The 26,186-nt window shown below is 71.2% G+C and carries 23 protein-coding genes; 10 read left to right on the top strand and 13 right to left on the bottom strand.

Going from position 1 to position 26,186, the window contains the following annotated elements:
* Window positions 1–66: 66 nt before the first annotated feature.
* Complete coding sequence (locus tag OHS58_RS30325; protein ID WP_328644790.1) at window positions 67–2,559, bottom strand: polynucleotide kinase-phosphatase; 2,493 nt, start codon at window positions 2,557–2,559, stop codon at window positions 67–69.
* Window positions 2,556–3,926 carry a 3' terminal RNA ribose 2'-O-methyltransferase Hen1 gene (locus tag OHS58_RS30320; RefSeq protein ID WP_328644789.1) on the bottom strand — a complete coding sequence of 457 codons (1,371 nt, stop codon included), beginning with the start codon at window positions 3,924–3,926 and terminating at the stop codon, window positions 2,556–2,558. Before OHS58_RS30320 ends, OHS58_RS30325 begins: the two co-directional genes overlap by 4 nt.
* A 65-nt stretch (window positions 3,927–3,991) precedes the next feature.
* On the opposite strand from OHS58_RS30320, the gene OHS58_RS30315 reads away from it, so the two are divergent.
* Window positions 3,992–5,971, top strand: a complete 1,980-nt coding sequence (locus OHS58_RS30315) for a thioredoxin domain-containing protein (protein WP_328644788.1) — start codon at window positions 3,992–3,994, stop codon at window positions 5,969–5,971.
* Window positions 5,972–6,083: 112 nt separating this feature from the next.
* Complete coding sequence (locus OHS58_RS30310) at window positions 6,084–6,644, top strand: hypothetical protein (protein WP_326944360.1); 561 nt, start codon at window positions 6,084–6,086, stop codon at window positions 6,642–6,644.
* A 76-nt stretch (window positions 6,645–6,720) separates the two neighbouring features.
* On the opposite strand, the gene OHS58_RS30305 is transcribed toward OHS58_RS30310, so the two are convergent.
* Both OHS58_RS30305 and OHS58_RS30300 read right to left on the bottom strand, forming a co-directional pair.
* Entirely contained in the window at window positions 6,721–7,143 is a 423-nt protein-coding gene (locus tag OHS58_RS30305) for a hypothetical protein (RefSeq protein WP_247057671.1), read from the bottom strand.
* Window positions 7,144–7,161: 18 nt separating this feature from the next.
* Window positions 7,162–8,307 carry a DUF6745 domain-containing protein gene (locus OHS58_RS30300; RefSeq protein ID WP_328644787.1) on the bottom strand — a complete coding sequence of 382 codons (1,146 nt, stop codon included), beginning with the start codon at window positions 8,305–8,307 and terminating at the stop codon, window positions 7,162–7,164.
* A gap of 151 nt (window positions 8,308–8,458) precedes the next feature.
* On the opposite strand from OHS58_RS30300, the gene OHS58_RS30295 reads away from it, so the two are divergent.
* Window positions 8,459–10,348, top strand: coding sequence for an acyl-CoA dehydrogenase family protein (locus OHS58_RS30295; RefSeq protein ID WP_328644786.1), 1,890 nt, complete (start codon window positions 8,459–8,461; stop codon window positions 10,346–10,348).
* Window positions 10,349–10,465: 117 nt separating this feature from the next.
* On the opposite strand, the gene OHS58_RS30290 is transcribed toward OHS58_RS30295, so the two are convergent.
* Window positions 10,466–11,365, bottom strand: coding sequence for a PRC and DUF2382 domain-containing protein (locus OHS58_RS30290; protein ID WP_328644785.1), 900 nt, complete (start codon window positions 11,363–11,365; stop codon window positions 10,466–10,468).
* A gap of 238 nt (window positions 11,366–11,603) precedes the next feature.
* Between OHS58_RS30290 and OHS58_RS30285 the strand changes: the two genes are divergently transcribed.
* Window positions 11,604–11,822: a hypothetical protein gene (locus OHS58_RS30285; RefSeq protein WP_247057662.1), complete on the top strand. Its 219-nt coding sequence runs from the start codon at window positions 11,604–11,606 to the stop codon at window positions 11,820–11,822.
* 71 nt (window positions 11,823–11,893) lie between these two features.
* Window positions 11,894–12,367 (top strand): carboxymuconolactone decarboxylase family protein, encoded by a 474-nt coding sequence (locus OHS58_RS30280; protein ID WP_328644784.1) that lies wholly within the window; start codon window positions 11,894–11,896, stop codon window positions 12,365–12,367.
* 56 nt (window positions 12,368–12,423) lie between these two features.
* On the opposite strand, the gene trhA is transcribed toward OHS58_RS30280, so the two are convergent.
* Entirely contained in the window at window positions 12,424–13,065 is a 642-nt protein-coding gene (gene trhA / locus OHS58_RS30275; protein WP_371827657.1) for a PAQR family membrane homeostasis protein TrhA, read from the bottom strand.
* A gap of 113 nt (window positions 13,066–13,178) precedes the next feature.
* Here trhA and OHS58_RS30270 point away from each other — a divergent pair, with 113 nt between their 5' ends.
* Complete coding sequence (locus OHS58_RS30270; protein ID WP_256475555.1) at window positions 13,179–13,955, top strand: isoprenyl transferase; 777 nt, start codon at window positions 13,179–13,181, stop codon at window positions 13,953–13,955.
* A 60-nt stretch (window positions 13,956–14,015) separates the two neighbouring features.
* Here the strand turns inward: OHS58_RS30270 and OHS58_RS30265 are convergent, their stop codons facing one another.
* Window positions 14,016–14,267 carry a hypothetical protein gene (locus tag OHS58_RS30265; protein ID WP_326957871.1) on the bottom strand — a complete coding sequence of 84 codons (252 nt, stop codon included), beginning with the start codon at window positions 14,265–14,267 and terminating at the stop codon, window positions 14,016–14,018.
* Between the two features lie 722 nt (window positions 14,268–14,989).
* Here OHS58_RS30265 and OHS58_RS30260 point away from each other — a divergent pair.
* Entirely contained in the window at window positions 14,990–16,282 is a 1,293-nt protein-coding gene (locus OHS58_RS30260; protein ID WP_247057643.1) for a PhoH family protein, read from the top strand.
* Window positions 16,283–16,346: 64 nt separating this feature from the next.
* On the opposite strand, the gene OHS58_RS30255 is transcribed toward OHS58_RS30260, so the two are convergent.
* Window positions 16,347–17,786 (bottom strand): GuaB1 family IMP dehydrogenase-related protein, encoded by a 1,440-nt coding sequence (locus OHS58_RS30255; protein ID WP_328644783.1) that lies wholly within the window; start codon window positions 17,784–17,786, stop codon window positions 16,347–16,349.
* A 67-nt stretch (window positions 17,787–17,853) separates the two neighbouring features.
* Here OHS58_RS30255 and OHS58_RS30250 point away from each other — a divergent pair, with 67 nt between their 5' ends.
* Window positions 17,854–18,321, top strand: a complete 468-nt coding sequence (locus tag OHS58_RS30250) for a DUF309 domain-containing protein (protein WP_326944342.1) — start codon at window positions 17,854–17,856, stop codon at window positions 18,319–18,321.
* A gap of 88 nt (window positions 18,322–18,409) precedes the next feature.
* Here OHS58_RS30250 and OHS58_RS30245 read toward each other — a convergent pair whose 3' ends face one another.
* A complete protein-coding gene (locus tag OHS58_RS30245) occupies window positions 18,410–19,033 on the bottom strand; it encodes an MBL fold metallo-hydrolase (RefSeq protein ID WP_328644782.1) in 624 nt (207 codons plus the stop codon).
* Between the two features lie 102 nt (window positions 19,034–19,135).
* Here OHS58_RS30245 and OHS58_RS30240 point away from each other — a divergent pair, with 102 nt between their 5' ends.
* Window positions 19,136–20,356, top strand: coding sequence for an NADH:flavin oxidoreductase/NADH oxidase family protein (locus OHS58_RS30240; RefSeq protein WP_328644781.1), 1,221 nt, complete (start codon window positions 19,136–19,138; stop codon window positions 20,354–20,356).
* A 15-nt stretch (window positions 20,357–20,371) separates the two neighbouring features.
* Here the strand turns inward: OHS58_RS30240 and OHS58_RS30235 are convergent, their stop codons facing one another.
* From OHS58_RS30235 to OHS58_RS30220, 4 genes are all read right to left on the bottom strand, one after another.
* The gene (locus OHS58_RS30235; RefSeq protein WP_328644780.1) at window positions 20,372–21,046 is read right to left on the bottom strand and encodes a Pr6Pr family membrane protein; all 675 of its coding nucleotides are present in this window, start codon (window positions 21,044–21,046) and stop codon (window positions 20,372–20,374) included.
* A gap of 128 nt (window positions 21,047–21,174) precedes the next feature.
* The gene (locus OHS58_RS30230) at window positions 21,175–22,467 is read right to left on the bottom strand and encodes a S53 family peptidase (protein WP_326944338.1); all 1,293 of its coding nucleotides are present in this window, start codon (window positions 22,465–22,467) and stop codon (window positions 21,175–21,177) included.
* 121 nt (window positions 22,468–22,588) lie between these two features.
* Window positions 22,589–24,136 carry an ATP-dependent DNA ligase gene (locus OHS58_RS30225; protein ID WP_328644779.1) on the bottom strand — a complete coding sequence of 516 codons (1,548 nt, stop codon included), beginning with the start codon at window positions 24,134–24,136 and terminating at the stop codon, window positions 22,589–22,591.
* Between the two features lie 66 nt (window positions 24,137–24,202).
* Window positions 24,203–25,057 carry a helix-turn-helix domain-containing protein gene (locus tag OHS58_RS30220; protein WP_328644778.1) on the bottom strand — a complete coding sequence of 285 codons (855 nt, stop codon included), beginning with the start codon at window positions 25,055–25,057 and terminating at the stop codon, window positions 24,203–24,205.
* A 102-nt stretch (window positions 25,058–25,159) separates the two neighbouring features.
* Here OHS58_RS30220 and OHS58_RS30215 point away from each other — a divergent pair, with 102 nt between their 5' ends.
* The gene (locus OHS58_RS30215) at window positions 25,160–26,185 is read left to right on the top strand and encodes an aldo/keto reductase (protein WP_328644777.1); all 1,026 of its coding nucleotides are present in this window, start codon (window positions 25,160–25,162) and stop codon (window positions 26,183–26,185) included.
* The last annotated feature ends 1 nt before the right edge of the window (window position 26,186 follow it).

Below are 26,186 nucleotides of genomic sequence, written 5' to 3'. Positions count from 1 at the left end.
GCCGCACAGCGATCCTCCATCGCCGAACGCCTGTTCCAGCGTCAAACGGCCGGCGGCCCGCGACCACTAGAGCCGCGGGTCCACCGGGTCCGACTCCAGCGCCAGCACCGCGAAGACGCACTCGTGGACCCGCCACAGCGGCTCACCCCGCGCGACGCGCTCCAGTGCCTCCAGCCCGAGCGCGTACTCCCGCAGGGCCAGCATCCGCTTGCGGTTGAGCCCCCGCTTGCGCAGCCGCTCGAGGTTCTCCGGCAGGGTGTAGTCCGGGCCGTAGATGATCCGCAGGTACTCGCGCCCGCGCACCTTCACCCCCGGCTGCGCCAGCCCGCGCGCGCCGCGGGTCAGGTTGGCCGCCGGCTTGACGACCATGCCCTCGCCGCCCGCGGCCGTCAGCTCCTCCCACCACGCGACGCCCGCGGCGACCGACGTCTCGTCGAGGACGTCCACCGCCAGCGTCCGGGTGCGCTGGAACCGCGGTCCGGCCAGCTTCTCCAGCACCGACAGGTGCCACGAGTGCGGCCGGTCGTGGTAGCTCGCGCCTTCCGAGGCCAGCAGCTGGAACGGCGCCAGCCGGACGCCGTCCAACCCCGTCGTCGGCCAGCAGTAACGCCGGTACGCCGCCCGGTAGGAGTCCACAGTGGACTCCCGCGACGCCGTCCGCGCCAGCAGGTCCGTGACGTCGATGCCGCGTGCGGCCGCCGTCGCCAGCGCGGAGACGGCGGCGGGCAGCACGGCCTGGGCGGCCGCGCCGACCGACGCGTACTGGTTCGAGATCAGCGAACCCGCCTTCGCGCTCCAGGGCAGCAGCTCGGCGTCGAGCAGCAGCCAGCCGCTGGCCAGCTCCTCGAACAGCCCGGCCGCCGCGGAACGCAACTCGGCCAGCAGCTCGAGATTCTGCGCCGTCGAGAAGAACGGCCGTCCGGTGCGTGTGTACACCGCTCCGCCGCCCTGGACCCCGAAGCGCTTGTAGGCGACGTCGTCGTCCCGGCACACGAGCACGACGGCCCGCGAGCCCATGTGCTTCTCCTGGCACAGCACCGACTGCACGCCGGCCGCGCGGTACTCGGCGAACGCCTCGTCCGGGTACTCCAGGTAATCCTCGCGCGAAGACGTCGAACACGGCGCCATCGTCGGCGGCAGGTAGGCGAGCCAGCGCGGGTCCACCGCGAACCGGCTCATCACCTCCAGCGCCGCGGCCGACTGCTCCGCCGAGACGCCGACCCGGCCGTGCTGCATGGTCTGCACGACCCGCTTGCCGGTGACGTCGGCCAGCTCCAGCACGGCAGGCTCACGCCCGCCGAGCGGCCGCGACGCGTCGAGCGGCTTGGTCGGCTCGTACCAGACCTGGTGCGCCTTCACCGAGACGACGTCGCGCTCCGGGTACCGCAGCGCCGTCAGCTTCCCGCCGAAGACGACCCCGGTGTCGAGGCACATGGTGTTGTTGACCCACTCCGGTTCCAGCGTCGGCGTGTGCCCGTAGAGGACCATCGCGGACCCGCGGTAGTCGCGCGCCCACGGCAGCCGCACCGGCAGGCCGTACTCGTCGGTCTCGCCGGTCGTGTCGCCGTAGAGCGCCATGCTGCGGACCCGCCCGGACGCGCGCCCGTGGTAGCGCTCGGGCAGCCCGGCGTGCGCGACGACGAGCTTGCCGCCGTCGAGGACGTAGTGCGCGATCAGGCCGTCGCAGAACTCGTGCGCCTGACGGCGGAACTCCTCGGTCTCGGCGCCGAGCTGTTCCAGCGACTCGGCGAGCCCGTGCGCGACGTTGACCTTCCGCCCGTGCAGCGCGCGCACCAGCTTCTGCTCGTGGTTCCCGCAGACGACCAGGGCGTTCCCCGACGAGGCCATTCCCATGACGCGCCGCAGCACGCCCGGGGTGTCCGGCCCGCGGTCGACGAGGTCGCCGACGAACACCGCGGTCCGCCCGTCGGGGTGCACGCCGTCGGCGTAGCCCAGCTCGGCCAGCAGTTCTTCCAGCTCGGCCGCGCAGCCGTGGACGTCGCCGATCACGTCGAACGGTCCGGTCAGCTCGCGCTTGTCGTTGCGCAGCGGCTCGACGGCGATCTCCGCCTCGGCCACCTCGGTCTCGCCGCGCAGCACGTGCACGCGCCGGAAACCCTCACGCTCCAACGACTTCAGCGACCGCTGCAGCTCACCGCGCTGCCGCCGGATCACGTGCTCGCCGAAGTCGCGGTCGGGCCGCCCGGCGTTGCGCGCCGCGCACACGCCCAGCGGCAGGTCGAGCACGATCGCCGTCGGCAGCACGTCGTGCTCCTTCGCGAGTTTCACCAGGCTCGCCCGCGACGCGCGCTGGACGTTCGTCGCGTCGATGACGGTCAGCCGCCCGGCCGCGAGCCGCTTGCCCGCGACGTAGTGCAGCGTGTCGAAGGCGTCGGCGGACGCGGACTGGTCGTTCTCGTCGTCGGCGACGAGCCCGCGGAAGAAGTCGCTGGAGAGCACCTGGGTCGGCGCGAAGTGCGTGCGCGCGAACGTCGACTTGCCGGAGCCGGAAGCGCCGACGAGCACGACGAGGGACATCTCGGGAACGGTCAGCTTCACGCGGCCACCTCCTTGTCACTGGTCGTGAAGACCGCCATCTGGGTCGGCGGTCCTGAATCCTGGTCCTCCGGTCCGACCGGCAGGTAACGAACGGCGTAGCGGTTGCGGGCCGCGACGCCGTCCGCCCACTCGCGGAACTCCGCCCGGGTCCATTCGAACCGGTGATCGGCGTGCCGGAAATGCCCCATCGGGAGGAATTCGAACAGCCGGTTGTACTCCGCGTTGGGCGTCGTGACGAGCACCGTGCGCGGCGCCGCGACCCCGAACACCGCGTGCTCCAGGGCCGGCAGGCGCTCTTCGTCGACGTGCTCGACGACCTCCATCAGCACGGCCGCGTCGTACCCGGCCAGCGCCGGGTCGGCGTAGGTCAGCGCGGACTGGCGCAGCGTCACGCGGCTGCGGTCCTTGAGCCGCTTCTCCGCGATGTCGAGGGCCCTCGCGGAGACGTCGACGCCGACGATCTCGGTGAACGACGGCTCCTTCTCGAGCACGCGCAGCAGCGCGCCGGGACCGCAGCCGAGGTCGAGGACGCGCTGGGCGCCGGCGGCCCGGAGCGCGGCGAGCACGCTGCCGTGCCGCTGCGTGGACAGCGGTTCGGGCCGGTCGGGAACCTCGGTGACCAGGGCTTCGGCCTCGGCCGGGACGTCGTCCGCCTCGGCGAGCCGCGACAGCGCGTAGTTCACGACCGGACGGCGTCGCTCCAAGTAGCGGTTGGTGATGAGCGTCCGCTCGGGGTGCCCGCCGAGCCAGCCCTCGCCGGCGCGCAGCAGCTTGTCGGCCTCGTCCTGGCCGACCCAGTAGTGCTTGTCGCCGTCGAGCGCGGGCAGCAGGACGTAGAGGTGGCGCAGCGCGTCGGCGACGCGCTGGGTGCCGGCGAGCCGCAGGTCGACATAACGGCTCTCGCCCCACCGCGGGAACTCCGGGTCGAGCGGGATCGGCGTGGCCGTGACGCGCCAGCCGAGCGGCTCGAACAGCTTGTGGACGACCTCGGCCCCACCGCGCGCGGACAGCGACGGCACGTGGACCTCCAGGTCGAAGGCCTCGTCGACCAGCTCGGGACGCGCGGCGCAGCGCCCGGCGAGCGCCGTCGTGAACGCCGCCCGCAGCGCCACCGCGAGGTACGAGCCACCGGCGTAGGGCCGGTCGTTGACGTACTGCGTCAACGACGTCCCGCCGCCGCGCACGAGCTCGATCGCGTCGATGTCGACGAACAACGCGGCGGTGCACTTCTCCGGCATCGCCTCGGGGTAGAAGACGTGCGCGGTGCCGGCGGAGAGCGCGACCGACTGGGCCTTCTCCGGATGCTTGTGCAGGAGGAAGCCCAGGTCGGTGGCGGGGGTACGGGTGGTCGAGATGGTCAACAGCACCGCGCAAGTGTGGCTGACGCCCCGGTGACCGCGCGCCCGGTTTTCCGGAGTGCGACCCTGAAGGCATGAACCGCCTCGCCAGCGCGACCAGCCCGTACCTGCTCCAGCACGCGGAGAACCCGGTCGATTGGTGGCAGTGGGGCGCGGACGCGCTCGCCGAAGCCCGCCGGCGGAACGTGCCGATCCTGCTTTCCGTGGGCTACGCCGCGTGCCACTGGTGCCACGTCATGGCGCACGAGTCGTTCGAAGACGCCGAAACCGCCGCCGTGATGAACGAGAACTTCGTCAACATCAAGGTCGACCGCGAGGAGCGGCCGGACATCGACGCCGTCTACATGGCCGCCACGCAGGCGATGACCGGGCAGGGCGGCTGGCCGATGACCTGCTTCCTCACCCCGGACGGCGAGCCGTTCCACTGCGGCACCTACTACCCGCCGACGCCGCGGCCGGGCATGCCGTCGTTCCGGCAGCTGCTCGGCGCCGTCAGCGAAGCGTGGGGGGAACGGCCCGACGAGCTGCTGGAGGGCGCGAAGCAGATCGTCGCGCACATCGCCGAGCAGACCGGGCCGCTGCAGGAGTCCATTGTGGACGACGCAGTGCTCGCGGCCGCCGTCGAAAAGCTGCAGGGGGACGCCGATCCGGTCAACGGCGGGTTCGGCCGCGCGCCGAAGTTCCCGCCGTCGATGGTGCTGGAGTTCCTGCTGCGCCACTACGAGCGCACCGGCTCCGAGGCCGCGCTGTTCCTGGCGGACTCGACGGCGGAGGCGATGGCGCGCGGCGGGCTGTACGACCAGCTCGCCGGCGGCTTCGCGCGGTACTCCGTGGACGCCGAGTGGATCGTGCCGCACTTCGAGAAGATGTTGTACGACAACGCGTTGCTGCTGCGCTTCTACGCCCACCTCGCCCGCCGCACCGGCTCGCGGACCGGATCGCGCGTCGCCACCGGGACGGCCGAGTTCCTCGCCGCGGAACTGCGGACACCTCAGGGTGGTTTCGCGTCGTCGCTGGACGCGGACACCGAAGGCGTCGAAGGCCTGACGTACGTCTGGACGCCGGCGCAGCTGCGCGAGGTGCTCGGCGACGAGGACGGCAAGGTGGCGGCCGACCTGTTCGGCGTCACACCCGAGGGCACCTTCGAGGATGGCGCGTCGACGTTGCGCCTGCTCGCGGACACGCCGTTCGAGGACATCCGGTACACGCTCCTCGACGAGCGCGCGAAGCGGCCGCAGCCGGGCCGGGACGACAAGGTGATCGCGTCCTGGAACGGCCTGGTGATCACGGCACTGGCCGAGGCGGGCGTCGCGCTCGATCGTCCACAGTGGATCCAGTGGGCGGTCGACGCGGCCGAGCTGCTGCTGCGCGTCCACGTCGTCGACGGCCGCCTGCGCCGCAGCTCGCGCGACGGCGTCGTCGGCGAGTCGGCGGGCGTGCTGGAGGACTACGCCTGCGTCGCCGACGGTTTTCTGGCGCTGCACCAGGCCACGGGCGAGGCGAAGTGGCTCACCGAGGCGACCCGGCTGCTCGACCTGGCCCTGACGCACTTCGCGTCCCCGGACGTCCCGGGCGCGTACTTCGACACCGCCGACGACGCCGAGACGCTGGTCCAGCGCCCGGCCGACCCGGGGGACAACGCGAGCCCGGCGGGAGCGTCGGCGCTGGCCGGCGCGCTGCTGACGGCGTCCGCGCTCGCGGGCCACGAAAGCGCGTCGCGTTATCGCGAGGCTGCGGAGCAGGCGGTGCGCCGGGTCGGGGTGCTCGCCGGCCGGGCGCCGCGGTTCACCGGGCACTGGCTGTCGGTCGCGGAGGCGATGCAGGCCGGTCCGGTGCAGGTCGCGGTGGTCGGTGCCGACCCGGCGTTGCGCCTCGCGGCGGCCCGCGGCGTCCACGGCGGCGGCATCGTGCTGGCGGGTGAGCCGGACGCCCCGGGCGTCCCGCTGCTGGCCGACCGCCCGCTGGTCGAGGGCGCCGCGGCGGCGTACGTCTGCCGCGGCTACGTCTGCGACCGTCCGGTCACCACCCCGGAAGCCCTCGCCGCCCAGCTCTGACCGTCACTTTCACGTGAAAGTGCCGCTTTGCGCTCTGGGTGAACGACGTCCACGTTCGCGTGTTTCCGGCGTAGCGTCGGTTGCGTTGTAATCATGTAATCGGAGGTGCGACATGGGACGAGGCTGGAGAGGCGGCGGCCGCGGCTGGCAGCAGGCCGAGGTGCCGTCGGCGGACGACGCGGCGGCCTGGTTCGGCGGGCGCCTGCCCGACGGCTGGTTCACCGGAGCGCCGGAAGTCACGGTCGACCGGGAAGAGATCATCTTGGTCGGCGAGCTGCCGGCGCTGACCGAAGAGCACGCCGACGACGCGGCCCGCGCCGCGGCCGAGGACGGCCGGATCAGCCGGTTCCGCGAGGAGACGCGCGACGCGCGCATCGAGATCGCGCGCCAGGCCGAGCACCGCTACCAGCGCAAAGTCGCCTGGGGCGCCAAGCTCGGCGGCACGACCGCGCTGTTCACCACCCACTCGGCGCCGGTGATGACCCGGCTCCGGCAGCCGGAACGCCTGGTGCTCGACACACTCGTCGACGCCGGTGTCGCGCGCTCGCGGTCGGAGGCGCTGGCCTGGGCCGTGCGCCTGGTCGGCGAGCACGCCGACAGCTGGCTAGGCGACCTGCGGGAAGCCATGACCAAGGTCGACGACCTGCGCACGAAGGGCCCGGACCTGGCCTGAGCGGCGATGGCGACACGCCAACCCCGGCGGCGAGTGGCGGGGTGCTGCCCCCTCGGCGGCACCCCGCCACTCGCCGTCAGTCGGCGACCAGGATCGCCTTCCGGAACCCGAAGCCCGCCTCGCGCTGCCGGCGCACGACCCAGCAGCCCGGGGCGATGCCGGTCGCCCCGTGCTCCGGGTGCACGAGGTACACCGGCAGGGCGTTGCGCACCACCGCGATCGCGAGGTTTTCGGGGTCGCTCACCCAGGTCGTCAGCCGGCACGAGCCGTGGTCGGCGACGAGGGTGTGCGGGTTGTTGCCGTCTTCGCCCCGCACGAGTTCGATGCCCTCGTCGGGCAGCGAGCGCCAGCCCCGGGCGTCGACGCCGGTCATCTCCTGCGGGACGACGATCAGGTCGCCCTGGGCCTGGAGGCCGTCGATGACCGGCACGGCGACCTGCCGGTCGAGGTGGCCGAGGACGTCGAGTCCGGTGTGGTCGAGCAGTTCCGCGAGATACATGGGATCACCTTTTGGGGTTCAGGTCCGACGGCTCAGCTGCGCGTACTGGGCTCCGCTGAGCCCGTACGTCCAGCCGGCGGCGTCGAGGGGATGGTCGAATCCGGCGGGGACGCGCAGTCCGTAACGACGACGGGTGCCGTCGCGCTCGACGGAGCCGTTCACCGCCAGCAGCCAGCGCGCCGGGGTCCGCCACGGTTCCGGCCACGCGTCGTAGAGCAGCAGTTCCGAGCCGGGGTTGCCGGGATCGTCGGCGCGGGCGAGGAGCCGCAGGCCGGCGTCCTCGATGAACGCCGTCCAGCCCACGTGCTCGATGGCGCAGCGGCGCACTTCGACGTTGCGCTCGCCGGTGATCCGGTCCGCGGTGGGCGCGTCGATCACCCACGGCGGCACCCGCGTCCCGTGCCACGCGTGCACGGTCCAGCCGTCGGGGAACGCCAGCGCCGGCCCGTTCCCGTTGTGCAGCCGGGCTTCGCCGTAGTCCGACGGCAGCTGCTCGGTGCGCACGACGAGCGGCCGGTCGGCGACGACGCAAACGTTTTCGCGGGGCCACCACCAGCCGCAGGACCGGGCGAGCGTGGCCCACAGATCCAGCTGCGCGACGTCGTCGGCGGCGAACCGCACGCCGTCGACGCGCTGGTGGAGGTCGTAGTGCGCGACCCAGTAGGCGTCCTGCTGGCCGTACCAGTGCAGGCCGGACGACGTCGCGAGCTCGCCGCGCAGCGCCCCGGCGACGGAGTCCCGGATCGTCCGGCGCAACGCGGGCGCGACACCGTTGTTGAGGAATTCACGCACCGAAGCGCCGTCGCGTGGCGGATCAGGCTGCCGGTACCGGTTTCGCCAGGCCCCGATGTACTGGTCGAGCCGCTCGCGCAAGGACGTCACCAGCGTCGCGATCCGCCCTTCGACCGGCAGGTCACCGCCGAGCGAAAGCGTTCGCGCGGGCGGGATCAGCGCGACGGCGGCCGCGGGCGAACTGACCCGGACGAACTCGGGTGGCGACTGCCCGGCCAGCGCGTACAGCTCGCTGATGACGGCTTCCGCGGTCCCGCGCTCGGCGGGTTCGGTGCTCAGCGCGTGGCGCAGCCACTCATCGCGGATTTCGGGGACCCGGGAAACGTCGCCCGGGACGGGGATGCGGCGGGGTTCCCGCCGCGGGGTGCTCAACGCACCAGGGCGCGCACGCCCTTTCGAATCGACATGATCCGATGATTACAGGTGTTCCGTGGACCACGCAAGGGTGATCTGAACCTGCGGGATCCGCGCGGCTGGGGCACGCTGACTACTAACGAGTAGCAAGTACTTTTCGGAGGAAGCCGTGGACGTGCCCAATGTGCCCGCGAAGGTGGATCCGGACGCGCTGACCGCCGTCCTCGACGGCCGCTGGGCCGAGCTGCGCCGCGGCGTGCGCGCCGAGATGAGCGGCTCGGAGTTCCGTGACCCGATCGACCTCGACATCGAGGCCCACCGCGCCCAGGTGCTCGACCAGCTGCGCGCGCTCGCCGCGACCGACCGGCCCGGGCTGGGTTTCGACCCGGCCTACGGCGGGGGCGGTGACGTCGGCGGCTCGGTGACGTCGTTCGAGATGCTCGGTTTCGGCGACCTGTCGCTGATGGTGAAGGCCGGTGTCCAATGGGGACTGTTCGGCGGCGCCGTCCAGCTGCTGGGCACCGAGCGGCACCACGCGAAGTACCTGCGTGACACCATGACCCTCGACCTGCTCGGCTGCTTCGCGATGACCGAGCACGGCCACGGTTCCGACGTCCAGCACCTGCGGACCACCGCGACCTTTGTGGACGGTGGGTTCGTGGTGCACACACCGGACACCATGGCCAAGAAGGAGTACATCGGTAACGCGGCCCGCGACGGCCGGATGGCGGTGGTGTTCGCGCAGCTGGTCACCGGCGGCGAATCCCGCGGCGTGCACGCCTTCCTGGTGCCGATCCGGGACGAGGACGGCAATCCCGCGCCCGGAGTGTCCATCGAGGACTGCGGCCCGAAGGCGGGCCTGAACGGCGTCGACAACGGCCGGCTGAGCTTCGACAACGTCCGCATCCCGCGTGAGGCCCTGCTGAACCGCTTCGGCGACGTCGACGACGACGGCGCGTACTCGAGCCCGATCGAGAGCGACAGCCGCCGCTTCTTCACGATGCTGGGCGCGCTGATCCGCGGCCGGGTGAGCGTCGGCGGCAGCGCGGGCAGCGCGACGAAACGCGCACTGGCGCTGGCCGTCCGCTACGGCGAGGTCCGCCACCAGTTCACGAAACCGGACGGCGACGAGGTCGTCATCCTCGACTACCTGGCGCACCAGCGGAAACTGCTGCCCGCGCTGGCGAAGACGTACGCGCTGCACTTCGCCCAGGAGGAGCTGGTTTCGAAGCTGCACGACATCGATTCGTCGGCGCCGGAGGAAGAGCAGCGCGAACTGGAGTCCCGGGCCGCGGGGCTGAAGGCCATGAACACCTGGCACGCGACGGCGACGATCCAGACCGCGCGCGAGGCGTGCGGCGGCTCGGGTTACCTCTCGGAGAACCTGCTGGCCGGGCTGAAGGCCGACACGGACGTCTTCACGACGTTCGAGGGCGACAACACGGTGCTGCTGCAGCTGGTCGCGAAGGGCCTGCTGACCAGCTTCAAGCAGGACTTCGAGGACCTGAGCCCGCTGGCGACGGCGCGCTTCTTCGCCGAGCAGGTGGTCAGCACGGTCCTGGAGCGCACGTCCGCCCGCAAGGCGTTCGAGCGGCTCACGGAGGCGTCCGATTCGGACGTGTTCTTCCGCCGCGACTGGCAGCTCGGGCTGTTCGAGGACCGCGAAGAGCACGTCGTCGAAGGCGTGGTGAAGCGCTTGCGCAAGGCGGGCGACGACCCGTTCGGCGTGTTCAACGCGGCCCAGGACCACGTGCTGCGGGCCGGCCGGGTGCACGTCGAGCGCCTGATCCTGACGGCGTTCGCCGCGGCCGTCGAGCGCTGCGAGGACCCGGAGGCCCGCTCGGTGCTGGAGCGCGTCTGCGACCTGTACGCGCTGTCGGCGATCGAAGAGGACCTGGCCTGGTTCCTGGGCCACGGCCGCCTGTCGGCGTCCCGCGGGAAGGCCGTGACGGCGGCGGTGAACAGCCTGTGCGCGGAGCTGCGGCCGCACGCCCGGACGCTGGTGGACGCGTTCGCGATCCCGGAGCAGTTCCTGCGCGCGCCGATGCTGACGTCCTGACCTGCGGTACCGACCTGCGGTACCGACGAAAAGGGGGCGGCGCGCGATGCGCGTCCGCCCCGGTTCCCGGAGTGACCCCGGGCGGCCGGCTTCGGGGAGCCGGCCGCCCGCTCAGGGTTACGACTTGCGGTGCTTGCCGTTGTCGTCGGTGACCTCGAACTGCTCCTTGCGGACCTTGCCGGACACCGTCTGGTCTTCGGTGACCGTCTCGGTCTTGAGGCGCGCCCGCTCGACGGCGACGGTTTCCTTGTTCACGACCGGCTTTTCGGCGTGCAGGATGATGTCCTGCTCGTCTTCGCCGATCTCGGCCCGCCCGGCGCGGCCGTCCTTGATCGGCTCGCGCTCGATGCGCACCTCTTCGTGGCTCACCGGCACGGTGATCTGCTGCTCTTCGGTGACGACGTACTTGCGCAGCCGCACGCGCCCGGTCTCGACCTGCTCGGTCCCGACGTTCAGCCGCTCCTCGGAGCGCGTCATCGTCCGGTCGTCGTCGCGGCCCATCTTGTCGCGACCGGCCTTGTCCCGGCCGTCCACCCCGGACCGTCCGTCCACCCCGGACCGGCCGTCCATTTCGGACCGCCCGCGGCCGGCGTCGCCCATGGCGGCCTGCCGGGTCCCCGCACTGTCCATTCCGGACTTCTCCCGGCCCGTGCCCTTGCCCTGGGCTGCGCGGTCGTCCATCTGCCCGTCGGGCGACATCCGCGGCACCGGCAGGCCGTAGTGCTTGTAGAGCTGCGCGCTCTCCTCCGGCGAGAGGTGGCCGTCGGCGTCGATGCGGGGCGCGTCGGAGACGCTGTCCTTGTCGACCTGGACGTGCACGCCGTCCTGGTCGGTGTGCGCACCGGAAAGCGGGACGAAGCTCTCCTTGGTCCCGAAGAGGCCGGTCTTCACCGTGATCCACTCCGGCTGGTGCGTCGCGTCGGCGAGGTAGACGTTGCCGACCTTCCCGAGCTTGTGGCCGTTCGGGTCGACGACGGCACTGTCGATGAGCTCCTGGGGCTGCATGGTCTTGGCCATCGCTGTGCTGCTCCTTCCACGCGTTGAGTGTGTCTGGGGCAACGGTCGGCCGTGGCCTTGATCACGGCAACCGTCGTGGTGTCCCTGTGGGTGACCCCCGAAGGTGCGGGTTTGAAGCACCGCGCGCGGGCTAAGTCCGAGGTGTCGCCGCAGGTCAGGGCCGTGGCCCGGGACACGATCCGCGGCCTCGGGGTTGGTGCGAAGGTGTGTAACCCCGGGCGGCTGGGAAAGACAGGGCATGGACGAGTGCGAAGTGATGTGGCGCGTCCCGGCCGACGCGGACGCCGTGATGCAGTTCGTCGGCTGGGACCACCCGCTGCCGGCGGTGGTGCTGAAGCTCGGCGAGGTGACGGTGACGCTCGCGCCGCCGCGCAACCGAGCGGAGGAGTCGGAGTTCGCGCGTTTCCTGGTCAAGCTGGCGGCGGCCGCGAGGGAGGCGGCGAGGCAGGTCGTGTGACCGGCACCACTGTCACAACCGCGCGCGCCACTTCGTCAAGGTTGCTGAAACCGGACGGCGAAAGGGAAACCATGGAAGCGCGCATCAACCTGTTCGAGAACGAGGTCGCCGGCAAGTTCGTCAAGCGCCTGATCGCGGCGTCCCGCCCGGTAGAGGAGTCGACACTCCCGAAGGCGACGCAGGAGCTGGTGAAGATCCGGGCCAGCCAGATCAACGGCTGCGGCGTCTGCCTGGACATGCACACGAAGGACGCGGCACACCAGGGCGAGACGGCGTTGCGCCTGAACCTGGTGGCGGCATGGCGCGAGGCAACGGTCTACACCGAGGCAGAGCGCGCGGCCCTGGCCCTGGCGGAGGAGGGCACCCGCCTGGCGGACACCCACCACGGCGTCACGGACGAAACCTGGGCCGAGGTCCGCAAGCACTACGACGACGAGCAGATCGGCGCACTGACAGTCCTGGTGGCGACGATCAACGCCTGGAACCGGTTGAACGTGATCGCCCGCAACCCGGCGGGCGACTACGAACCCGGAATGTGGAGCTGACGTCGCGGGGAGGGGATTCTCGCGAGTCCCCTCCCCACGCGTGCGTCAGGACTCAGCTAGGCGTACATGGCCAGCCAGATCGCGATGTAGTGGCAAATCGCCGCCAGCACGGTGCACGCGTGGAAGTACTCGTGGTACCCGAACGTATCCGGCCAGTGGTTCGGCCACTTGAAGCCGTAGAACGCCGCTCCCAGTGTGTAGAACAGCCCGCCCACGCACAGCAGCACCAATGCCGCGACTCCGGCGTGGGACAGCAGTTCCGGGAAGACGAACACCGCCACGTAGCCCAGTGCGATGTAGATCGGCACGCCCAGCCAGCGCGGTGCGTGCGGCCACAGCATCTTCAGCGCCACGCCCAGAACAGCGCCGCCCCAGACGATCGACAAGACCACGTAGCCCGTGGGCTTGGGCATCGCCAGCAGGGTGAACGGGGTGTACGTGCCCGCGATGAACAGGAAGATCATCGAGTGATCCGCGCGCTTCATCCACTTGTACGCGCGGGGGCTCCACAGCCGGCGGTGGTACAGCGCGCTCACGCCGAACAGGCCCAGGATCGTGAGGCCGTAGATCGACACCGCCAGGGTGGCGATCGCGGACACTGTGGACGCGGCCAGGGTGATCAGCGCGGCCGTCGCCGCGAGGGCGCCGAAGAACGTCCAGAAGTGGATGTGGCCCCGGAGTCGGGGGCGCAGGTCCACTACGGGCTCTGGGGGTTCGGTCTGCACACTCACTCAACCAGGTTAGGGGACCGTGGGTTCCCGGGCAGCGGTCAAGTCACACGCCTCACACCGGGTGCGTACTCTTCCTCGACGTGAGTGTTCGCTCCTTCTTGTCCGACGTCGTGTACAGCGCCTACGGCAGGCGCCTCATCCAGCAAGCCCGCGGCCGGCATCCCCGGCACATCGCCATCATGCTCGACGGCAACCGCCGGTGGGCGCGTGAAGCGGGCTTCGCGGACGTCGCGGACGGCCATCGGGCCGGCGCGAAGAAGATCGCGGACTTCCTGAGCTGGTGCCACGAGGCCGACGTCGAGGTCGTCACCATGTGGCTGCTCTCGACCGACAACCTCAACCGCGACCCGGACGAGCTCACACCGCTGCTGAAGATCATCACCGACGTCACCGACGAGCTCGCCGCGCCGGGCACGCAGTGGCGGCTCCGGATCGTCGGGGCGCTCGACCTGCTACCCGCCGAAGTCGCCAAGCGACTCAGCGAAGCCGCCGCCCGCACCGAAGGGCGCACCGGCATGGAGGTCAACGTCGCGGTCGGTTACGGCGGGCGCCAGGAAATCGCGGATGCCGTGCGCAAGCTGCTGCTCCACCACGCCGACGAGGGCACCAGCATTCACGAGCTGGCGAAGATCCTCGACGTCGACCACATCTCCGAGCACCTCTACACCTCGGGGCAGCCGGATCCGGATCTCATCATCCGCACTTCCGGAGAACAACGCCTTTCCGGATTCCTGCTCTGGCAGTCCGCGCATTCGGAATTCTGGTTCACCGAAGCTTATTGGCCGGCATTCCGCCGGGTCGACTTCCTGCGGGCGATCCGCGACTACGCCTGGCGGCACCGCCGGTTCGGTTCCTGAGCACCTCTGAAACGGCGAAAAGCCCCGGAGCGGACTCCGGGGCCTTGCGCGCGACCTGACTCAGTGGTGGTGGTGCTCCAGCGAGTGCAGCACCAGCGCCGGCGAGGTCAGCACACCGGCGTAGGCACCGGCGACCAGGGACGCCGCGCCGTAGCCGAGCGCGCCGCCACCCTCGATGAACGTGGCGTAGGCGTCGCCGAACGACGGGTCCGGGGTGTAGCCGTGGTCGTTCGTCGTGGCGGCGAACGCGGTGCTGCCGATCATCATGAGGCCCGCAGCGGTGGCGGCCACGAAACCAGCCTTCTTCAGCACTTCGCACACTCCTAGGTAGAACTGTTGGGATCCGGGGCACCGGCGGACCGGTGGTGTGTCCCGCAGTCAAAAAATTACTCGCTTATCGGGCTTCTCGTACGTCTTGTACGCCCATTGTGTGAGCCCGATGCAGGGCCTTTCACTCGGTACGGTTCTCTCTTCGCTACGCAAAATGCATTCCTCAACCGAACGTGGTAGAACCCCGAAGCCGATCTTGTAAATACGCCGAGTCAGTGAATTGACCAAGATCATTCGGGCGGGTGGGTATCGATCGAGACGGCGACTACTCAGAGCCACCGTCACCCGGCGTTGATGTCGGACGACCGACAGTGAGGTGACGATCTGGCGAATCACCGGGTTGGCTTCCTGCGCGATCACCGATTCGTAGGTACCTTCCGAGTTGAGGGCACGCGATCCGTGCGGGTCCTCGCGGGAGGCCCTGGTCGTGACGGTGATCGAGGGGGCGGCACAGCCGCCCACGAGACGCACGAGGGGGCCGGCACCCGGCCCTCGTGGCCGCGCCGCCTGACAGCTCGTCAGGCGGAGTGGTCCAGCCAGGGAGGTGCCCGGCCCAGCGAGTGCGGGCGTGAGGTGCACACGCCCTCGAGGGAGATGCCGTCGTGACTGCGCAGCGTTTACCCCGTAAGGCCTCTGGCCGTTCTTCGACCGGTGCCGTTCCTGGCCCGGAGAAAGCCTCGACCTCGCCACAAACCCAGCAGCACATGTACGTGCTCGACACGTCGGTCCTCCTTTCGGACCCGTGGGCGGTGACCCGGTTCGCCGAACACGCAGTCGTGCTTCCGCTGGTCGTCATCAGTGAACTGGAGGCGAAGCGCCACCACCCGGAGCTGGGCTGGTTCGCCCGGGAATCCCTGCGCATGCTCGACGACCTGCGCCGGCAGCACGGCAGGCTCGACGCGCCGCTCCCCATCGGGGACCACGGCGGCACGCTGCAGGTGGAGCTGAACCACTCGGACCCGACGGTGCTCCCGATCGGGTTCCGGACGGACTCCAACGACCACCGGATCCTCGCCTGCGCGCTCAACCTGGCGGCGGAGTTCCCGGCGGTCACGCTGGTGACCAAGGACATCCCGCTGCGGGTCAAGGCCGGGGCCGTCGGCCTCGAGGCGGACGAGTACCGCGCGCAGGACGTCACGCCGTCGGGCTGGACGGGCATGGCGGACGTCGACGTCGAGCACGAGGTGCTGGACACGCTCTTCAGCGGCGGCACCGTCGACCCGGTCGAGTACGGCCTGGACGAGCTCGCCGAGCTGCCCTGCCACACCGGGCTGCGGCTGCTCGCGGGCAGCTCCAGCGGGCTCGGGCGGATCACGGCGGACAAGCGCATCCGGCTGGTCCGGGGCGACCGCGAGGCGTTCGGCCTGCACGGCCGCAGCGCCGAGCAGCGCATCGCGCTCGACCTGCTGCTCGACGCCGACGTCGGCATCGTCTCCCTCGGCGGCCGCGCCGGCACCGGCAAGTCGGCGCTCGCGCTGTGCGCCGGGCTCGAAGCCGTGATGGAACGCCGGCAGCACCGCAAGGTCGTGGTGTTCCGGCCGGTCTACGCGGTCGGCGGACAGGACCTCGGCTACCTGCCCGGGTCCGAGAGCGAGAAGATGCAGCCCTGGGCGCAGGCGGTGTTCGACACCCTCGGCGCGCTGGTCAGCCAGGAAGTCCTGGACGAGGTGTTCGACCGCGGCATGCTCGAGGTGCTGCCGCTGACGCACATCCGCGGCCGCTCGCTGCACGACGCGTTCGTCATCGTCGACGAGGCGCAGTCACTGGAGCGCAACGTCCTGCTGACGGTGCTCTCCCGCCTCGGCACGGCGTCGCGCGTGGTGCTCACCCACGACGTCGCCCAGCGCGACAACCTACGGGTCGGGCGGCACGACGGCGTCTCGGCGGTGATCGAGAAGCTCAAGGGCCACCCGCTCTTCGCGCACGTCACGCTGACGCGCTCGGAGCGCTCGCCGATCGCCGCCCTGGTCACCGAGATGCTGGAGGACCACGGCTGAGCTTGAAGTGCCGTGAAGGCCTCCTTACCGGCTCTTATGGCCGGTAAGGAGGCCTTCACGGCGTTTACCAGCCCGAGGGGAGCGGGCGGCCCTCCGCGAAGCCGGCCGCCGACTGGACGCCCAGTACCGCGCGCTCGTGGAACTGCTCCAGGGTGCGCGCGCCCGCGTAGGTGCACGAGGACCGGACGCCGGAGCCGATCGAGTCCAGCAGGTCCTCGACGCTCGGGCGCGCCGGGTCGAGGGACATCCGCGACGACGAGATGCCCTCCTCGAACAGCGCCTTGCGTGCGCGGTCGAACGAGCCGTCCGTGCGCGTGCGGGCGCCCACCGCGCGCTTCGACGCCATGCCGAACGACTCCTTGTAGGGCCGGCCCTGCTCGTCGAACCGCAGGTCGCCGGGGGATTCGTAGGTGCCGGCGAACCACGAGCCGACCATGGCCGCGGACGCGCCCGCGGCCAGCGCCAGCGCGACGTCGCGCGGGTGGCGGACGCCGCCGTCGGCCCAGACGTGCTTGCCCAGCTCGCGCGCGGCGGCCGCGCACTCGGCCACGGCGGAGAACTGCGGGCGGCCGACGCCGGTCATCATCCGGGTCGTGCACATCGCGCCCGGCCCGACGCCGACCTTGACGACGTCCGCGCCGGCCTGGATCAGGTCGCGCGTGCCCTCGGCGGTGACGACGTTCCCGGCGACCACCGGGACCTGCGGCGACACCGACCGGACGGCCTTCAGCGCGGCGATCATCTTCTCCTGGTGGCCGTGCGCGGTGTCGACGACCAGCACGTCGACGCCCGCCTCCAGCACGGCCGCGGCCTTCGCGGCGACGTCGCCGTTGACCCCGACGGCGGCCGCGACGCGCAGCCTGCCGCCGTCGTCGACCGCCGGGGTGTAGATGTCGGCGCGCAGCGCGCCGACCGCGGTCAGCACGCCCGCGAGCCGGCCGTCGGCGTCCAGGCCCAGCGCCAGGTGGGCGCCCTGGGCGTGCAGCAGCTCGAAGACGTGCCGCGGCGGCGTGTCCAGCGGGACGATGGCGGTCGGCGGCTGCGCGACGTCGGCGAGCCGCGCGAAGCGGTCGACGTTCGCGCACGCCGCTTCGGTCACGATGCCGGTCGGGCGGCCTTCGCCGTCCACGACCACGACGGCGCCGTGGGAGCGCTTGTGGACCAGGTTGAGGGCGTCGGCGACGGCGTCACCGCCGGTCAGCACCAGGGGCGTGTCCCAGACGGTGTGGCGGCTCTTGACCCAGCCGACGATGTCGGCGACGGCCGCGCTGTCGACGTCCTGGGGCAGCACCACCAGGCCGCCGCGGCGGGCGACGGTCTCGGCCATCCGGCGGCCGGCGACGGCGGTCATGTTCGCCACGACGATCGGGATGGTGGCGCCGGTGCCGTCCGCGGTGGACAGGTCGACGTCGAAGCGGGACTCCACGTCCGAACGGTTCGGCAACAGGAACACGTCGTCGTAGGTCAGGTCGTGGGCGGGCCGGTGGCCGTCGAGGAAACGCACGAGTCCCCAGGCTACGTGGCTCGGCGGGAGACGGCGAACGCGGCCGGGTGCGTGGGAGGATCGGGGCATGAGCCGCCGCGACCGGGACGCCGAGGGGCGAGCACGCAACGCACGGCCGCGCGACGGCCTCGGCCGCCCGCTGCCGTACGGCGCCGACGGCGTCGAGCGGCAGCCGGAAGGCATCGTCCGGACCCCGGCGCAAACGCTTGCGGAAGCCCAGCACCTGCTCGACGACGGCAAGCCGTTCCACGCGCACGAGGTCTTCGAGGACGCCTGGAAGACCTCGGACGGCCCGGACCGCGAGCTGTGGCGCGGCCTGGCGCAACTGGCGGTCGGCCTGACCCACGCGGCACGCGGCAACACGTCCGGAGCGGCATCGCTGCTGGAGCGCGGCGCGGCGAACATCGAGCCGTTCCGGAGCGAGCCACCGCACGGGATCGACGTCGCGGGGCTGCAGCAGTGGGCGCGGAACCTGGTGGAAGAGGCGAAGCAGCGGGTCCGGGTGGAGCCCGTCCCGCCGCGGCTGACGTGCTGACCGCCCTGGGAGCCACGCGCTCGGCTACCTCGTCGCCCGGAAGCACACTTCCTGAGGCGGCACTTTCACGTGAAAGTGCCGCCGCTTCTCAGGGCTGTTCCCAGCCGCTCGAAGCGGACTTCTCGGCGCCGAGCTTCGTGCCCTCGCCGTGGCCCGTGTGGACCTTGGTGGCGTCCGGGAGGGTGAACAGCTTCTCGCGGATGGACTTCACGATGGTCGGGTAGTCCGAATAGGACCGTCCGGTGGCGCCGGGGCCGCCGTGGAACAGGGTGTCGCCGGTGAACAGGACGCCCAGCCCTTCGGCGTACAGGCAGACCGCGCCCGGTGCGTGGCCCGGCGTGTGGATGACGCGCAGGTCCGTGCCCGCGATGGTGATCGTCTGGCCGTCGGCGAGCTCGCCGTCCGGTGCGCGGTCCGGGTGCGTGAGGTCCCAGACGACCCGGTCCGCCGGGTGCAGCAGGATCGGCGCGCCGGTGGCTTCGGCGAGCGACGGGGCGGCGTTGACGTGGTCGTTGTGCGCGTGCGTGCAGACGATCGCGACCAGTTTCCGGTCGCCGACGACGTTCTCGATCGCCTTCGCGTCGTGCGCGGCGTCGATCACGATCACCTCCGCGTCGTCGCCCACGATCCACACGTTGTTGTCGACGTCCCAGCTGCCTCCGTCGAGCTCGAAGACGCCGGAGGTCACCAGGTTCTGCACGATCGCGGTCATGCGGCAGACCCTAGTGGGCCGTCGCCGCAGCAATGGCATACCGGCGGTATCTACTTTCGGGTAAGGTTACTGCCGGTAAGTACGCCACGAGGGGAGCACGCGATGACTCACGACCTGCTGGCCGAGCCGCTCAAGCTGCGCTGCGGCGCCGTGCTGCCCAACCGGCTGGTCAAGTCGGCGCTCAGCGAGCAGCTCGGCGACCGGCGCAACGCCCCGACCCGCGAGCTGGCCGAGCTGTACCGGACCTGGGCCCGCGGCGGCGCCGGCGCGTTGATCACCGGCAATGTCATGGTCGACCCGAGCGCGCTGGGCGAGCCGCGCAACGTCGCGCTGAGCCCCGACCCCGACCCCGACGTCTACCGGCCGTGGGCGCGGTCGGTCGAGGGCACCGGCACGCAGCTCTGGGTGCAGCTGAACCACCCGGGCCGGCAGAGTCCGCGCTACTTGGCACGGCAGCCGGTCGCGCCGTCCGCCGTGCCCTTCGGCGATCGAGGCGTGCGTACCGCCTTCGCCGCTCCGCGCGCCCTGTCCGGCGAAGAGATCGAAGCGATCATCGAACGCTTCGGCGTCGCGGCCCGCACGTTCGTCGACGCGGGCTTCGCGGGCGTGCAGATCCACGGCGCGCACGGCTACCTCGTCTCCCAGTTCCTCTCGCCGCTGACCAACCGGCGGACCGACGCCTGGGGCGGTGACGCCGCCGGTCGGCGGCGGTTCCTGCTCGAGGTCGTGCGGCGCGTGCGGGACGCCGTCGGGGACGACGTCCCGGTGTCGGTCAAGCTCAACAGCGCCGACTTCCAGCGCGGTGGCTTCACCGAGGACGAGTCGCTCGAGGTCGTCCACGCGCTCGGCGAAGCCGGGCTGGACCTGCTGGAAGTCTCCGGCGGCACGTACGAGAGGGCCGTGATGATGGGCTCGGGCCGGGCGAGCACTCAAGCACGCGAAGCGTACTTCCTGGACTACGCGGCGAAGGCGCGCAACGTCTCCGACGTCGCGCTGATGGTCACCGGCGGTTTCACCACGCCCGGCGGGATGGCCGACGCGCTCGGCTCCGGCGAACTCGACGTCATCGGCCTCGGCCGGCCACTCGTCGTCGACCCCGGGCTGCCCGCGCGGTTGCTGGCCGGCGAGGACGTCGAGGCGCAGCGGCGCTGCCCGAAGACCGGCATCCGGCTGGCCGACAGCCTGCTGGAGATCCAGTGGCACACCCGGCAGATGCACCGGATCGCGTCCGGGCGGCCGGTCGACCGGCGGGGTGCGGCGCTGACGCTCGTGCAGGCGGGGTTCACCGACGGGCTCAACGCGTTCCGCCGCGTCCGTGGCTAGCCGGCTGGAGCTGGGTCAGACGACTTCGGGCTGCGGCTCGGCGGTCGCGGCCCGGTGGAGCGCGCGGCGGTGGAACGCCCGGTCGGCCAGGAACAACCCCGCTGCTAGCGCGGTGAAGAGGACTCCGATGACGACGCAGTTGAGCGTCACGCGGCCGTAGCCGAGCGCGTCCGCGTCGACGAACGGGTACGGGTAGAAGCCGGTGAACGCGCCGCGCACCAGCGTGAACGCGAGCCACGCCGCCGGGTAGATCAGCGACCACCACACAGTGGGCCAGGTCAGCGCGCCGCGCGGGCCGGCGAGGAGCCAGCTGAGCACGAACAGGATCGGCGTCACCTTGTGCAGCATGGTGTCGGCGAACAGCGAGAGCCCGTTCAGCTCGTACAGGCCGGAGAGGGCGACCTGGTAGACGACGCCGGTCACGATGATGCCGGCGAGCGCGTCGAGCCAGAACACGCGGAACGGCCCGGTGACGCGGGCGGCGCCCAGCGCGACCAGCAGCGAGGTCACGGCGACCAGCAGGTTCGAGTCGATCGTGAAGAAGCAGAACATGTTCGCGATCCGCGCGCCCGCGGTGCGGTACTGCCCGGTGGTGTCGCCCGCGGTGGCGATCACCTGGCTGACCAGGCCGGTCAGCGCGACCACGGCGATGACCGCGAACGAGACGCGCGTGAGCTTCGAGCCGTACATCCTCGGAGGATACCGGCTGGTAACCGCCGGTGGATCCTTTGTGGACCACTCGATCGTGTCGTGCTCGGCTGCCGTGGTTGAACCCGAGCGCGCCCCGGGCGGTGTGCGTCCGGGGCGCGCCCGGTGGCTTACTTCAGCGCCTTGACCAGCGCGGGAACGAAGACCGACGCGTCGACCGTGCCCCAGCCGCTGGCGACGTCGAAGCCCTTCGCCGCGGTGAAGCCGGTCACGCCGTCCTGGCTGTTGTCGCCTTCGGTCACGTCGATGATGCCCGCCTTGGTGCCGGCCGGGCCCAGCTTCGTGTACAGCGCCGGGTTGATCTGGCCGAGCTTGCCGCCCTTGGCCTGCACGGCCAGCGCGAGCACGCCGGCGAACAGCGGCGCGGACTGCGACGTGCCGAACACGCCTTCCATGCTGATGTCCGGGAACGAGCGCATCTTGCTGCCGGTGATCTTCTTGACGCCGTCCTGCCAGTTCGGCCGCGCGTACGTCTTGGAGAGGCCGGCACCTTCGGAGAAGCCGTTGTCGGCGACGTTCACGACGTCATCCGGCTTGGTGCGGGCGCCGGTCGTGTCGAGGTGCAGCTGGGTGCCGCCGAGCGTCGTGACGCGCGGGTCGGACGCCGGCCAGCTCGCGACGCGGTACGGGTAGTTGCCCGGGCCGTAGAGGTAGCCGCCGGTCGGGCCGTCGTCACCGGAGGAGGCGACCATCGTGATGCCGGCCTTGCTCGCGCGCTCCAGCGCCGGGTCGAGCGTCTTGATCGAGTCGAACGACGGGAAGTTCTCCTCGGTCGTGCCGAAGCTCATCGAGATGACGTCGGTCAGCTTGTGCTCGGTCAGGTAGTCGACCGCGTGCATCATCTCGGGCAAGCCGGTGAAGCCCTGCGTCTCGGCGACCGGGGTGGCCGCGACGATGATCTTCGCGTTCGGCGCCAAGGCGTGCATCATCGTGACGTCGAGGTCGGTCTCGCCGCCCCAGCCCTGGCAGGTCGCGGTGTCGACGCCGGGGTCGGTGCACGCCGGCACCGGACCGGACGGCTGCAGGATCTCGACGTTCGCCGGCGGCAGGCCGTGGTTCTTCGAGTAGGTGTCGAGCACCTGCTTGACCTGGTCGTCGCCGAACGACACGAGCGTCGTGACCGTGCTGCCCGCGCCGGTGATGCCCTGGTTCCAGAGCTTCGTCGCGTTGTAGGCGGTGCTCTCCTTCGGCAACGTCGACATCGCGGCTTCCAGCTTCGCGACGCGCTTCTGCACGGTGTCCGCGCCGACGAACGACTGCGCGGCCGCCGAGAAGTGGTGCTTCGACGGCTGGTGCCCGGCGTCCGGCGTGCTCGGCACGGGCGTCGCACCGGCGGGTGCGGCGAACGCGGTCACGAGCAGGGTCGTGCTCGCGAGCAAGCCGGCGGCAGCGCGCAGTCTCATGCTTTTCTCCCCTGGCTGAAGGAACTCCGTCAGCCACTCTGGTCAGGAAGGGGAGAAGGCAACATCGACTTTCGTCTTTCCTTTTAGGAGGAAAGCACCACCGACGCGCGAGATGTCGTTATCAAGACTTTCGTTGTCCGCCTCCTTCCGAGCGGTCGCCCTGCAACAGGCCGCGGACCGCGTCGATCGTGTCCGCGTCCCCGGCTTCCTTGTCCGGGCGGTAGCGGACCACCCGGGCGAAGCGCAGCGCGAGGCCGCCGGGGTAGCGCGTGCTGACCTGGGCGCTGTCCAGCTCGATCTCCACCACGACCTCCGGGCGGACGTACACCGTCCAGTCGTCGCGGTGGGTCTCGATCTCCTGGAACGTCGACGTCTGCCAGGCGAGCAGCTCGTCGGTCATGCCCTTGAACGTCTTGCCCACCATGATCGGCGGGCCGCCGTCCGGGTCGCGGGCGCCCAGGTGCAGGTTCGACAGCTTGCCCGTGCGCCGGCCGTGACCCCACTCCGCGGCGAGCACCACGAGGTCGATCGTGTGCACCGGCTTGACCTTGAGCCACGCCCGCCCGCGCCGCCCGGCCGCGTACGGCGCCGCCAGGTCCTTGACCATCACGCCCTCGTGCCCGGCGTCCATCGCCGCCTCCAGCACCTCGGCGGCCCGCGCAACGCCCACCTCGCCGGGGATCACGTGCGCCCCGGCGACCTTGCGCAGCGCCGCGTTGCGCTCGGACAGCGGCGCGTCCAGCAGGTCGACGCCGTCGAGGTGCAGGCAGTCGAAGAAGTACGGCCGCAGCAGTAGCGCCTTCACCTGTTCCTCGCGGGTGCTGCCGAACCGGCTCATCGTGTCCTGGAACGGCCGCGGCCGCCCGGCGTCGGTCAGGGCCAGCGTTTCGCCGTCGAGCACCACCGATTCGCACGGCAGCGCCCGCACCAGCTCGACCAGTTCCTGGACGCTGCCGGTGATCTCGCGCAACGTCCGCGTCCAGACGTGCACCTCGTCACCCTGGCGGTGCACCTGGATCCGCGCACCGTCCATTTTGTACTCGACGATCGCCTCGGCGTGCTCGGTGACGGCCTCTTCCAGCGATTCCGCCGGGGACGCCAGCATCGGCCGGATCGGCGTGCCCAGCGTGAGCCGGAACTCCGCCAGCGCCGCCTGCCCGCCGGTCAGCGCCGCGACGCCGGTGGTCGGCAGCTTGCCGGAGAGCATGAACGCCCGCCGGACGTCCACGGCCGGAACGTCGGCCGCCGCCGCGACCGCGTCGACCATCACGCCCTCGAGCGCGCCCTGCCGCAGCTCGCCGGTGACCAGCCGGAACAGGAACTCCTGCTCGCCCTTCGTGAGCCGGACGAACAGCGCGCGCAGCACCTCCTGCCGCCGTGTCGACGACCCGGTGCCCGCCGCCACGCCCGCGGCCTCGGTCAACGCCGTGTCGACCTCGGCGACCGTGATCGTGGGCTCGTCGGCCGGCGACGTGCCGAGCCCGGCCAGGGTGCGCCAGCCCGCACCCAGCCGGTCCTGCGCCGTCTGCCCGGTCAGGTACGCGATCACCACGGGCAGCTCCGCGACCTCGGCCGCGCGCAGCAGCGTGGCCAGGAGGGCGATCTTCGCCTTCCTGGACCTCGTCGCCGCCAGGTCGGCGGACGCCCGGACTATCTCGCTGAGCAACACCCGGACATCATGACCCCGACCACCGACAATTTCTCGTCGGCGGGACATCCGCCCTGGTCAAGGCCACTACGAACGGAAGTTCACCGGCCGGTCGGCGCTGGAGGCCTCGGCGATCCAGCTGGCCAGCAGGCCGAGCGCGCGGGCGGACTCCGAACCGGGTTCGGCGTGGTAGATCACCATGCCCTGGTCCGGGTCGTCGGGCAGGCGCAGCGTCTCGTAGCGCAGCCGCAGCTCGCCGACGACCGGGTTCCGCATGAGCTTCCAGCCCTGGGCCTTCTCCTGCACGTGGTGCTCGGCCCACAGCGTGCGGAACCGCGCGCTGGCCAGGGAAAGCTCGCCGATCAGCCGGGCGAACCCCGGGTCGCCGGGGTGCCGGCCGCTCTCGGCGCGCAGGTTCGCGACCAGCTCGCGGCACACCGCGTCGTACTCGGGGTGCAGCTGCTTCGCGCGCTCGTCCAGGAAGAACAGCTTCGGCATGCTGCGCTCGTCGAGGTTGCCGAAGTCGAACGCGACCGCACCGCCGAGCGCGTTCCACGCCAGCACGTCCAGGTAGCGGCCGAAGATGAACGCGGGCGCTTGGACGGCGTCCAGCATGAGCTGCAGCTCGGGCCGGACCCGCTGGGGCCCGAGCCGGTCGCGGCGCTTCGGCGCGGCGAGGTTGCGCAGGTAGGACTCCTCGTCCGGCCGCAGCCGCAACGCGCGGGCCAGCGCGTCGAGGATCGCGTCCGAGACGTTCTTCGCGCGGCCCTGCTCCAGCCGCGTGTAGTAGTCGACGCTGATGCCCGCGAGCTGGGCGATCTCCTCGCGGCGCAGCCCGGCCACGCGGCGCCGGGTGATCCCCTGCGGCAGGCCGACTTCCTCCGGTTCGAGGGCGGCGCGACGCGCCTTCAGGAAGGCGCCGAGCTCGGCTGCGTCACTCATGTCGACAAGTATCCCCCGGATCCCGGCGATGCAGCCTGGTACTGCCGGACCCAGGCAGGAGGCGGCCTGGCTCGGCCCCGGAACCGCCCGCAGGGTGGTGGCATGAAACGACGAATTCTGGGTGGCACGGGGATCTCGGTCAGCGAGTACGCGTTCGGCGCCATGATGCTCGGCCAGTGGGGCAACCCGGACCACGAAGAGGGCGTCCGGATGCTGCACACCGCGCTCGACGCGGGCGTGAACTTCTGGGACACCGCGGACATGTACTCGAACGGCGAGAACGAGCAGATCGTCGGGAAGGCCCTCAAGGGCCGCCGCGACGACGTCGTACTGGCCACCAAGGGCTTCTTCCGGATGGGCGACGACCCGAACCAGGGTGGTCTTTCGCGGCGCTGGCTGACCCGCGCGCTGGAGGACAGCCTGCGGCGCCTCGACACCGACTACGTCGACCTCTACCAGGTCCACCGGCCGGACCCGGCGACCGACATCGAGGAGACGCTCTCGGTGCTCTCGGATTTCGTCCGGTCCGGGAAGGTGCGCGCGGTCGGGTCGTCCGACTTCCCGGCCGAGCAGATCGTGGAAGCCCAGTGGGTGGCGGAAAAGCGCGGCCTGGTGCGGTTCCGCGCCGAGCAGCCGCCGTACTCGATCTTCAACCGGGCGATCGAGGCCGCGGTGCTGCCGACGGCGCAGAAGTACGGCATGGGCGTGCTCACGTGGAGCCCGCTGGCCAGCGGCTGGCTGTCCGGCAAGTACCTGAAGCCGTCCGATGTGGACCTTTCCGAAGGCCGGCGGACGTTGCAGGCGCACAAGTTCGACCCGGCGCTGCCGGAGAACGCCGTCAAGTTCGAGGCCATCGCGCAGCTGAAGAAGATCGCCGACGACCTGGGCCGGCCGCTCACGCACCTGGCGACGGCGTTCGTCCGGGCGCACCCGGGCGTGACGTCGGCGATCATCGGCCCGCGCACGCCGGCCCAGCTCGACGACCTGCTGGCGGGCGCCGACTTGGAGCTGGACGGCGACGTGCTGGACCGGATCGACGAGATCGTCCCGCCGGGCACCGACCTGAACCCGGCGGAGAAGGACTACACCCCGCCGGCGCTGGCGGACAAGCTCCTGCGCCGGCGGTAGC

Source organism: Amycolatopsis sp. NBC_00348 (assembly GCF_036114655.1).
In the GTDB taxonomy this organism is placed as follows: domain Bacteria; phylum Actinomycetota; class Actinomycetes; order Mycobacteriales; family Pseudonocardiaceae; genus Amycolatopsis.
This window is presented reverse-complemented; position numbering and strand designations above follow the sequence as displayed.